9 protein-coding genes are annotated in these 10,183 nt (G+C 66.5%); 7 read left to right on the top strand and 2 right to left on the bottom strand.

The window, feature by feature from the left end; all coding sequences use genetic code 11:
* Positions 1-14: 14 nt before the first annotated feature.
* The 7 genes from nuoL (at position 15) to ACFT9I_RS07945 (ending at position 8,455) form a co-directional block, all read left to right on the top strand.
* Positions 15-1,910, top strand: a complete 1,896-nt coding sequence (gene nuoL / locus ACFT9I_RS07975) for an NADH-quinone oxidoreductase subunit L (protein ID WP_382561889.1) — start codon at positions 15-17, stop codon at positions 1,908-1,910.
* Positions 1,911-1,914: 4 nt separating this feature from the next.
* Entirely contained in the window at positions 1,915-3,486 is a 1,572-nt protein-coding gene (locus ACFT9I_RS07970) for an NADH-quinone oxidoreductase subunit M (RefSeq protein WP_382561887.1), read from the top strand.
* The gene (nuoN, locus tag ACFT9I_RS07965) at positions 3,483-5,135 is read left to right on the top strand and encodes an NADH-quinone oxidoreductase subunit NuoN (protein ID WP_382561885.1); all 1,653 of its coding nucleotides are present in this window, start codon (positions 3,483-3,485) and stop codon (positions 5,133-5,135) included. The genes ACFT9I_RS07970 and nuoN overlap by 4 nt, the downstream gene beginning before the upstream one ends.
* Before the next feature lie 171 nt (positions 5,136-5,306).
* Positions 5,307-5,792 carry a hypothetical protein gene (locus ACFT9I_RS07960; RefSeq protein ID WP_382561883.1) on the top strand — a complete coding sequence of 162 codons (486 nt, stop codon included), beginning with the start codon at positions 5,307-5,309 and terminating at the stop codon, positions 5,790-5,792.
* Positions 5,793-5,803: 11 nt separating this feature from the next.
* Positions 5,804-6,109, top strand: a complete 306-nt coding sequence (locus ACFT9I_RS07955; RefSeq protein WP_382561881.1) for a hypothetical protein — start codon at positions 5,804-5,806, stop codon at positions 6,107-6,109.
* A 58-nt stretch (positions 6,110-6,167) separates the two neighbouring features.
* A complete protein-coding gene (locus ACFT9I_RS07950; RefSeq protein WP_382561880.1) occupies positions 6,168-7,811 on the top strand; it encodes a hypothetical protein in 1,644 nt (547 codons plus the stop codon).
* Entirely contained in the window at positions 7,811-8,455 is a 645-nt protein-coding gene (locus tag ACFT9I_RS07945) for a hypothetical protein (RefSeq protein WP_382561878.1), read from the top strand. The genes ACFT9I_RS07950 and ACFT9I_RS07945 overlap by 1 nt, the downstream gene beginning before the upstream one ends.
* 14 nt (positions 8,456-8,469) lie before the next feature.
* On the opposite strand, the gene ACFT9I_RS07940 is transcribed toward ACFT9I_RS07945, so the two are convergent.
* Both ACFT9I_RS07940 and fahA read right to left on the bottom strand, forming a co-directional pair.
* Positions 8,470-8,772 (bottom strand): hypothetical protein, encoded by a 303-nt coding sequence (locus tag ACFT9I_RS07940; protein ID WP_382561876.1) that lies wholly within the window; start codon positions 8,770-8,772, stop codon positions 8,470-8,472.
* Complete coding sequence (fahA, locus tag ACFT9I_RS07935; protein ID WP_382561874.1) at positions 8,769-9,992, bottom strand: fumarylacetoacetase; 1,224 nt, start codon at positions 9,990-9,992, stop codon at positions 8,769-8,771. The genes ACFT9I_RS07940 and fahA overlap by 4 nt, the downstream gene beginning before the upstream one ends.
* Between the last annotated feature and the right edge of the window lie 191 nt (positions 9,993-10,183).

The raw sequence follows: 10,183 nt of genomic DNA, 5'->3' as shown, positions 1-10,183 counted from the left end.
GGGGTCGCTGAATCGTGGAGAATCTGATTGCGCTGCTCATCGCGGCGCCCCTGCTCGGAGCAGGTCTTCTGCTGTGCGGCGGGCGGCGTTTCGACCGGGTGGGCCATATCCTCGGCACGCTGCTGGCGGCTGCCTCCTTCGTGATCGGCGTCGTGCTGTTCGCGGACATGCTGGGCAAGGGCGGCGAGGAACGCGCCCTGCACCAGCACCTGTTCAGCTGGGTTCCCGTCGAGAGCTTCCAAGCGGACATCGCCTTCCAGCTCGACCAGCTGTCCATGACGTTCGTGCTGCTGATCACCGGCGTCGGCACCCTGATCCACATCTACTCCATCGGGTACATGGAGCACGACGAGCGGCGCCGCCGCTTCTTCGGCTATCTGAACCTGTTCCTCGCCGCGATGCTGCTGCTGGTCCTCGCGGACAACTACCTGCTGCTGTACTTCGGCTGGGAGGGCGTCGGCCTCGCGTCGTACCTGCTCATCGGCTTCTGGCAGCACAAGCCCAGCGCGGCCACGGCGGCCAAGAAGGCGTTCCTGGTCAACCGCGTCGGCGACATGGGTCTGTCGATCGCGATCATGCTGATGTTCACCACCTTCGGCACGTTCGCCTTCGGGCCCGTCCTGGAGTCCACCGGTGAGGCGAGCGGCGGCACGATCACCGGCATCGGCCTGATGCTGCTGCTCGCGGCCTGCGGCAAGTCGGCGCAGGTGCCGCTCCAGTCCTGGCTCGGCGACGCGATGGAGGGCCCGACCCCGGTCTCGGCCCTGATCCACGCGGCGACGATGGTGACGGCGGGCGTGTATCTGATCACCCGGTCCGGCGCGATCTTCAACGCCTCGCCGGACGCCCAGCTGGTGGTCGTGATCGTCGGAGCGGTCACGCTCCTCTTCGGTGCGATCGTCGGTTGCGCGAAGGACGACATCAAGAAGGCCCTCGCGGGCTCGACGATGTCCCAGATCGGCTACATGATCCTCGCCGCGGGCCTCGGCCCCATCGGCTACGTCTTCGCGATCATGCACCTGGTGACGCACGGCTTCTTCAAGGCGGGGCTGTTCCTCGGCGCCGGCTCGGTCATGCACGGCATGAACGACGAGGTGGACATGCGGAAGTACGGAGGCCTGCGCAAGTACATGCCGGTCACCTTCGTCACCTTCGGTCTCGGCTATCTCGCGATCATCGGCTTCCCCGGTCTCTCCGGCTTCTGGTCGAAGGACAAGATCATCGAGGCGGCGTTCGCCAAGGGAGGCACCGAGGGCTGGATCCTCGGCGCCGTCACCCTGCTGGGCGCGGCCCTCACGGCGTACTACATGACGCGCGTGATGCTGATGACCTTCTTCGGCGAGAAGCGCTGGCAGCCGGACGCGGCCGGCAACGAGCCGAAGCCGCACGAGTCGCCCAAGTCGATGACGATCCCGATGATCGTCCTCGCCTTCGGCTCGGTCTTCGCGGGCGGTCTCTTCTCGATCGACGAGTCGTTCGTGAAGTGGCTTGAGCCGGTCACCCAGTTCGAGCACGGCCACCCGCCGATCAGCGCGGCGGCCGTCACCACCTGCACGGTCGTGGTGCTGCTCATCGGCGTCGGTGTCGCGTATCTCCAGTACGGCCGCAAGCCGGTGCCGGTCAGCGCGCCGCGCGGCTCGCTGGTCACCCGCGCCGCCCGCCGCGATCTCCTCCAGGACGACTTCAACCATGTGGTCCTGGTCCGCGGCGGCGAGCACCTCACCCGCTCGCTCGTGTACGTCGACCACACCCTGGTCGACGGTGTCGTCAACGGCACCGCGGCGTCGTTCGGCGGGCTCTCCGGCCGGCTGCGCAAGCTGCAGAACGGCTACGCCCGCTCCTACGCGGTCTCGATGTTCGGAGGTACGGCAGTGCTCATCGCCGCGACCCTGCTGATGAGGGCGGTGTAATCAAATGTCGTTCCCCCTTCTGACGGCGACGGCAGCCGTCCCGGCGATCGGCGCGATCGTCACGGCGGCCGTTCCGGCCGCCCGGCGCACCGCCGCCAAGTGGATCGCGCTGGCCTTCTCGCTCGCCACGCTCGTACTGGCGGCGATCGCGCTGGTCCGCTTCGAACCCGGTGGCGACCGCTACCAGCTGACGGAGTCCCACGCCTGGATCTCCGACTTCGGGGTCAGATACGAACTGGGCGTGGACGGCATCGGCGTGGCGCTGATGGCGCTCACCGCCCTGCTGATCCCCTTCGTCATCGCCGCGGGCTGGCACGACGCCGACCCGCTGGAGACGAAAAGCTCCCGCTGGCGGCCGACGCAGGGCTTCTTCGCCCTGATCCTGATGGTCGAGGCGATGGTGATCCTCTCCTTCGAGGCCACCGACGTCTTCCTCTTCTACATCCTGTTCGAAGCCATGCTCATCCCGGTGTACTTCCTCATCGGCGGCTTCGGGGACCGGGCCCACGCGGGCGGCGACGAGGCCGGAGCCACCCAGCGGTCGTACGCGGCCGTGAAGTTCCTCCTCTACAACCTGGCCGGCGGCCTGATCATGCTGGCCGCCGTCATCGGTCTGTTCACGCAGACGGGGACGTTCTCGCTGGCCGAGATCGCCGAGGCCAGGGCCAACGGCACGCTGGACATGTCGACGGGCATGGAGAGGTGGCTCTTCCTGGGCTTCTTCTTCGCCTTCGCCATCAAGGCGCCGCTGTGGCCGGTGCACACCTGGCTGCCCAACGCCATGGGCGAGGCCACCGCGCCCGTCGCCGTCCTGATCACCGCGGTGGTCGACAAGGTCGGCACGTTCGCGATGCTGCGCTTCTGCCTCCAGCTCTTCCCGGAGGCGTCCAAGTGGGCCACCCCCGTGGTCCTGGTGCTGGCGCTGATCAGCATCATCTACGGGGCGCTGCTCGCGGTCGGCCAGCGTGACATCAAGCGGCTCATCGCCTATGCGTCGATCTCGCACTTCGGCTTCATCATCATGGGCATCTTCGCGATGACCAGCCAGGGCCAGTCGGGCGCGACGCTCTACATGATCAACCACGGAATCTCGACGGCCGCGCTGCTGCTGGTCGCGGGCTTCCTGATCTCGCGGCGCGGTTCGCGGCTCATCTCGGACTACGGCGGGGTGCAGAAGGTCGCGCCCGTCCTGGCCGGCACGTTCCTGATCGGTGGTCTGGCGACCCTCTCGCTACCGGGGCTCGCCCCGTTCGTGAGTGAATTCCTGGTCCTGGTCGGCACGTTCAGCAGATATCCGGTGATCGGCATCATCGCGACCATCGGTATCGTGCTCGCCGCGCTCTACGTCCTGGTCCTCTACCAGCGCACGATGACGGGCCCGGTGAACGAGTCGGTCCGCCACATGCCGGACCTGAAGCTCCGTGAGCTGGCGGTCGTCACCCCGCTGATCGCGCTCCTTCTCTTCCTGGGCGTCTACCCGAAGCCGCTGACCGACATCGTGAACCCGGCGGTGGAGCACACCATGAGTGACGTCCATAAGACCGACCCCAAGCCCGAGGTGGAGGCAGCCCCGTGAGTGCGACAGCTGTCCACAGCCTGTGGACAACGACGGCGGCCCAGGGGATCGACAAGATCCAGGCCCCCAAGATCGAATACGCGCAACTGGCTCCGGTGCTGATCGTGCTGGGCGCCGCGGTCGTCGGCATCCTCCTTGAGGCCTTCGTCCCCCGGAAGGGGCGCTACTACGCGCAGCTCTTCCTCTCGGTCGTCGCCCTGGCCGCCGCGTTCGCCGCGGTGGTCGCCCTGGCGGCGGGCGGCTACGGCAGCACCAAGGCGCACCTCGCGGCCATGGGCGCGATCGCGGTGGACGGCCCCGCGTTGTTCCTGCAGGGCGTCATCCTCCTGACGTCGGTCGTCGCCGTGTTCACCTTCGCCGAGCGCAGGCTCGACCCGGAGAGCCACGGCACCCGCATCGACTCGTTCGCCGCCCAGGGCGCCTCGGTGCCCGGCAGCGAGAGCGAGAAGGCGGCCGTCAAGGCCGGGTTCACCACCACCGAGGTCTTCCCGATCATGCTGTTCGCGGTGGCGGGCATGCTGGTCTTCCCCGCCGCCAACGACCTGCTGACGCTTTTCATCGCGCTGGAGGTCTTCTCCCTCCCGCTCTACCTCCTCTGCGCCCTGGCCCGCCGCAAGCGGCTCATGTCGCAGGAGGCCGCGGTGAAGTACTTCCTCCTCGGCGCCTTCTCCTCCGCGTTCCTGCTCTTCGGCATCGCACTGCTGTACGGCTACGCGGGCTCGGTGACGTACGCGCGCATCGCCGCCGTCGTCGACGGCTCGGTCGGCACCGTCGACCCGGTCCTCGCGGACACCATGGGCAACGACGCGCTGCTGCTCATCGGCGCCGCGATGATCCTCATGGGCCTGCTCTTCAAGGTCGGCGCGGTGCCGTTCCACATGTGGACCCCGGACGTCTACCAGGGCGCGCCCACGCCGGTCACCGGCTTCATGGCCGCCGCGACGAAGGTGGCCGCGTTCGGCGCGCTGCTGCGGCTGCTCTACGTCGTCCTGCCGGGCCTGCGCTGGGACTACCGGCCGGTCATGTTCGGTGTCGCGATCGCCACGATGCTGTTCGGCGCGATCGTCGCCATCACCCAGACGGACATCAAGCGCCTCCTGGCGTACTCGTCGATCGCGCACGCGGGCTTCATCCTGGCCGGTGTCATCGCGATGAACGACGAGGGCATCTCCTCCGTCCTCTTCTATCTGGCGGCGTACTCCTTCGTGACGGTCGGCGCGTTCGCCGTCGTCACACTGGTGCGCGACGCGGGCGGCGAGGCCACGCACCTGTCCAAGTGGGCGGGGCTCGGCCGGCGTTCACCACTGGTGGCCGCGGTCTTCGCGATCTTCCTGCTCGCCTTCGCCGGCATTCCGCTGACCTCGGGCTTCTCCGGCAAGTTCGCCGTCTTCAAGGCGGCGGCGGACGGCGGGGCCGGTTCGCTGGTCGTGGTCGGTGTGATCTCGTCGGCGATCGCCGCGTTCTTCTACATCCGGGTCATCGTGCTGATGTTCTTCAGCGAGCCGAAGGCGGACGGCCCCACGGTCGCCGTGCCCTCGCCACTGACGATGACGACGATCGGGGTGGGCGTCGCGGTCACCCTGGTACTGGGCCTCGCGCCCCAGTACTTCCTGGACCTGGCAAGCCAGGCGGGCGTCTTCGTGCGGTAGTTCCGGTACGCGTTGCAAGGGGCCCGGCACCTCGTTCACCAAGGTGCCGGGCCCCCTGCTGTGCCTGCCTGCCTACCTGCCGCCCGGACCAGGGCTCCGGTGAGTTGATAACTTGTCAACACACAGTGAGCTGGCAGGAGTAGCCGTGTCCATGGGGGAAGGGATCGCTGGATGCCGTGGGGCGAGTGGGATCAACTGAAGGCTGAGGCGGCCGAGAAGCAGGGCATGCAGCTCAACCAGTTGCCGGCGGACCCAGGGGGCGGCGGGGGCAACCCGAGTGGCGTGCAGGGTGATCTGGTCGTCAACCAGGACGACCTGGGCGCCGTGGGCAACGAGGCATTCAAGCTGCATGACCACCTCGGGAAGCAGGCGGACATCGCTGGTGCGGGCATGAACAAGGACGGCGCAGGCACCACCATGCAGGCCGCCGCCTCACTCAAGAGCCACAACTTCGCCCTGGGCCCGGCCTTGGAGACAACGGTGGAGACCTGGAGCGCTCAGTTGAAGACACTGCTTCAGGCCTGCGCCCACATCTCCAATCATCTCGACTACACCAAGGCGTCACATGCCAGGGATGAAGAGCAGATCCGGGCGTCGCTCCGGACCGATGACGGTTCCGCAGTACCCGTGTCACGGATCAACGAGTACTTCAAGTAGGGAGATTCGTGGTGGGCAGCCTTACCTTCCTGGATGTGGCCGAGGTCGACCTCGGCAAGCTCGGCGCAGCGGTCTCGGACTGGCAGAAGACCGTCGCCCACCTCAAGACTCTTGCGGGTGATGCCAAATCCGGGCTGTTGGCGAAGTCGGATTCCGCTCGGTGGTCCGGGAGCAATGCGCAGGTGACACGGGGGTTCGTGGCGAAGACGGCAAAAGAGTTCACCGACGCCCACGCAGAGGCCGACAGCGACCCGAACAACTTCGGCCACAAAGTCGTACTCGTCGCTGGACGACGCCCAGCAGGAGCGGGCGGGTGAACTGGCCCAGCTCGGCACGAAGACGAGCGAGAAGCAGCTCGCTGAGTTCAACGCCATCATGAAGTACAACGCGAAGGACTCCGACTTCTCGACCGCCTTCTACCAGACGCTCGGCGGGCCGAAGAAGACTCTTGAGTTCTACGCGGAGATGTCGCTGGCCGGCACCGTGGGGGACGACAAGTCACGGCTCGAACTGACCAAGGAACTCCAGCGCAACATGGGCACCGCCCTGGCGTCGGCCACCGACCCGGACAACAAATCCCATCTGCCTGCGAGTTGGCAGAAAGAGTTCCGTGAACTTGGAAATCAGCGCCTCGAACTCGCCCGGGGTGGGCCGGTATCCCCATACGGATACCAGGTCCTCGGCGGCCTGCTCAGGTACGGAAACTACGATGCGCGCTTCATCAATCCCATCGCCGAGCATATAGTCCAGACACATCACAACGATCCCAACCGCTTCATGTCGAACAAGCCGCTGACGGCAGGAGATCTCGACTACGGCTTCAACCCGTCGGGAAAGACCGGTGCCGGATACGATCCGCTGACCAGTGTCATGGAAGCGCTGGGGCACAGCCCGGACGCGGCAAAGAAGTTCTTCTCCGACGAGAGCCCGACCGTCTACAACGAGGACGGCTCCGTCAACAAGGACAAGTCGCTCGACTACAACTACTTCGATGAACTGACCAAGAAGGACTTCGAGTGGCCGCCTGACTCTCTTCAGCCCGTAGGTTCCGGATCCGACGAGAAGGTCACCAACGGAGGCCCGGACGCGCTGGGTCACGCACTGGAAGCAGCCACGACCGGCCATGCCTGGGACGCCGCAAACCCTGTGCTGCGCCGGGACGAGGACACGGCCGCGATCATGAAGAGGGTCATCGAGGTCTACGGTGCGGACTCGGATGCCCAACCGCGTGACGTGATGAAGGACAGTCTCGGTCGTATGGGAGCCGCGTACATCGACGACCTGAACTACTCCACGAACAACTTCGGTGGGGCCGGGGACGAGCTGGGGCGTGGTGCGCTGTTCGCCAACAGCAGTGACGGGTCCGAACGGACGGACTTCGGGGAAAAGGCCGCCCGTAACTTCATGATGGTGGCCGCAGGAGACGAAGAGGGATACAAGGCACTCTCCTCCGCGCAGCAGGTCTTCACGGCCAGCGGGTTCGCCGCATTCGAAGGGGACCGTGACTCCGGGACAGCTTTCACTCAAAATGCGGCCAAGGTGCACGGCATTCTCGACGAATCCCGCTCTCATTTTATTCGCGAGGAGTTCAAAGGCACGGAGGAAGAGAAGGATCTGCTCGAAGAGCAGAAGGGTGAATGGCGGAAGTTCGGTGTGGGTGCCGGAGTGGCCGGCGTGGTCGGAGTCGGAAGCGCGCTCGTTGTGGGGCCCGCTGCGGGTGTCGTGGTTGCGACCGCAGTCCCTCTGCTGATGGAGACGGGTGGGGAGGCGGTCAATACCGCTTATGGAAACCACACGCTTCAGTATCTCAAGGACAACGAGTTCAAGAATGACCCCGAAGCTCTGCGAGAGGTTCAGACTCACGAAGAGATCGCCGAGGCTGCGGCATTGAACCCTGTGCTCAGATATGCCGATTCCGCTGGAATGGACTTGACCGAGAAAAGAGCCCTGGCCGCGGTTTTTGAAGGATCCTACAGGGACGGTAAGGATATTATTGGCGACGCGGAGAAGGTGAGCTGATGATGAAGACGGTTCGCCTGTGGCCGGTTGGGTGCGGCATAGTCATGGTCCTGCTCGTGGCCGGATGTTCAAGCGAGCCACCCAAGCGAGAGAAGGGCAGCATCGGCTGGAGTACTTGCAATGAGCTCTTCGGGGCCAAGAATATCGATGCCCTTGAGGATCAGATGGGCGAAGGTCAGTTGCAGATCGAAGACGAGAGCTATCCGGTCGAGGATCTGACGGCCGCGCTGACTTCAAAGGCTCGTGCCTGGGAGCCCGAGAGTTTTGCGCATATGGGTGGAGAATCGCCGTGTCGGATATCGATCTCGGATTATGGTAAGCGTTTTACCTCGGAGGTGCGCTGGACGTCGTTTCCTGTCAATGGCGGAAATGAGTCATACGAGTGGCGCGGTACTGCAGGTGACGTAACAGCGACCGTACGGGAGGGCCGCAGGCTCGAACTCGTCTTCCCGTGCGAGGTTCCGGGCGCGCACAAGCAGCAGGAGAAGGATCTTCCGCTGGGAGTGTCGGTCTGGGGCAAGGGAATGCCGAAGTTCGACGAAACCCTCCGGCAGAAGACGGCCTCAGCGTTCGCCCGGAAGCTGAGTGCGGAGCTGGGCTGCGTCAACAAGCCGGACATCCCGCGCGATATCACCGTCGCCTGAGCGGGATGCCCGGCTCAGGAGTCCGGGGGTGTCTTCGGGAGTCCGAGTGCGCCGTCCACGCAGCCGGCCATCCAGACGTCGTTCGTCGTGACGCCGTCGGTCTCCGCGTGCTCGCCGCACTCGGACTGGGCGGCCCCCGTGTCGGACGCGTCGGCCCCGCCCAGATGGCCGCGAGGGCCCTTGTCCCGGCCGAAGGCATAGCCCTCCGCGTAACCGGGCTCGTCCCCACGGCCCCTGAGGGCGAGCGCCGTCAGCAGGACGAGCAGCAGTACGCCCAGTAGGAGGAGCGGTCGCCTGAACGGTCGTGCCGTGCTCATCCCGCGACGATCCGGCCCGTCACCTCGCCGAGGCCGACGCGGGTGCCGTCCGGGCCCGGGGCCCAGGCTGTCAGGGTGACCTCGTCGTCGTCCTCCAGGAACGTCCGCTTGCCGGCGGGCAGTTCGAGGGGTTCCGTGCCGTTCCAGGTGAGTTCGAGGAGGGAGCCGCGCTCCTCGCGCCGGGCGCCGCTGACGGTGCCGGAGCCGTACAGGTCGCCCGTACGGAGCGAGGCGCCGTTGACCGTCATATGGGTCAGCTGCTGCGCCGCCGTCCAGTACATCGTGGAGAACGGCGGTTCGGAGATCACCTGTCCGTTGAGGGATACGGAGATCCGCAGGTCGAAGCCGCCCGGCTCCTCGTCGTCCGCGTCGTCCAGATAGGGGAGCAGGCCGTCGGTACGGGCCGGGGGCGCCACGCGGGCCGCGTCCAGAGCCTCCAGCGGGGTCACCCAGGCGGCGACGGACGTGGCGAAGGACTTGCCGAGGAACGGGCCGAGCGGAACGTACTCCCAGGCCTGGATGTCCCGCGCCGACCAGTCGTTGAGCAGGGAGAGGCCGAAGACATGGTCACGGAAGGACGCCAGCTCCACCGGGCTGCCCTGCCGCGAGGGCGTGCCGACGACAAAGCCGACCTCCGCCTCGATGTCGAGCTTGACGGAGGGCCCGAAGACGGGCGCCGGGTCGGCGGGCCCCTTGCGCTGCCCGGACGGGCGCGTCACGTCCGTACCCGAGACGACGATCGTGCCCGCCCTGCCGTGGTAACCGATCGGCAGATGCTTCCAGTTGGGGGTCAGCGCGTCACCGTCGGGGCGGAAGATCCGGCCCACGTTGGTGGCGTGGTGCTCGCTCGCGTAGAAGTCGACATAGTCGGCGACCTCGTACGGCAGATGCATCGTGACCGAGCCGAGCGGGTGCAGCAGGGGCTCTATGTCCGGGCGGTGGGCGGGCACCGTGACCCAGGCGGTGAGGGCCCGGCGGACATCGCGCCAGGCGGTGCGTCCCGCGGCCATCAGCGGGTTGAGACTTGGCCGGTCCAGCAGCGCGGCGTACGGGGAGCCCAGCGCGTGCGCGGCGGCTCCCGCGTCGAGCACATGGCCGCCGACACGGACCCCGAGCCGACGGCGCTCGGGCTCGTCGGCCGTGGTGAAGACGCCGTACGGGAGGTTGTGCGGACCGAAGGGGTCACCCTCGGCCAGTTCGAGCGGGCTCTGCTCGGGCATCGGTGCTGCCTCGCTTTCCGGATCGATGCTGGACACGTTACGTCGGTGTTGCCCAGCGGCGGCAGTGGTGAAAAGCGCGCAATGACCGAAAGGGCCTGAGTGTGGTGGGGTGTTGGGGCACCGTACCGGCGGTAGCCCGAACGGGCAGGGGTGCGGACAAACGGGGTCAGTTCGGGTCGTATTTACTGATC

Source organism: Streptomyces sp. NPDC057137 (genome assembly GCF_042670825.1).
GTDB lineage: Bacteria > Actinomycetota > Actinomycetes > Streptomycetales > Streptomycetaceae > Streptomyces.
Note: the sequence above shows the minus strand (reverse complement) of the source record. Positions and strands in the feature narration are given on the sequence as shown.

What these genes read in the sequence shown, in the direction of transcription:
- ACFT9I_RS07970 (WP_382561887.1), top strand. Translation starts at nt 1,915, where the DNA reads ATGTCGTTCCCCCTTCTGACGGCGACGGCAGCCGTCCCGGCGATCGGC.
- ACFT9I_RS07960 (WP_382561883.1), top strand. Translation starts at nt 5,307, where the DNA reads ATGCCGTGGGGCGAGTGGGATCAACTGAAGGCTGAGGCGGCCGAGAAG.
- ACFT9I_RS07940 (WP_382561876.1), bottom strand. Translation starts at nt 8,772, where the DNA reads ATGAGCACGGCACGACCGTTCAGGCGACCGCTCCTCCTACTGGGCGTA.
- ACFT9I_RS07945 (WP_382561878.1), top strand. Translation starts at nt 7,811, where the DNA reads ATGATGAAGACGGTTCGCCTGTGGCCGGTTGGGTGCGGCATAGTCATG.
- ACFT9I_RS07950 (WP_382561880.1), top strand. Translation starts at nt 6,168, where the DNA reads ATGAAGTACAACGCGAAGGACTCCGACTTCTCGACCGCCTTCTACCAG.
- fahA (WP_382561874.1), bottom strand. Translation starts at nt 9,992, where the DNA reads ATGCCCGAGCAGAGCCCGCTCGAACTGGCCGAGGGTGACCCCTTCGGT.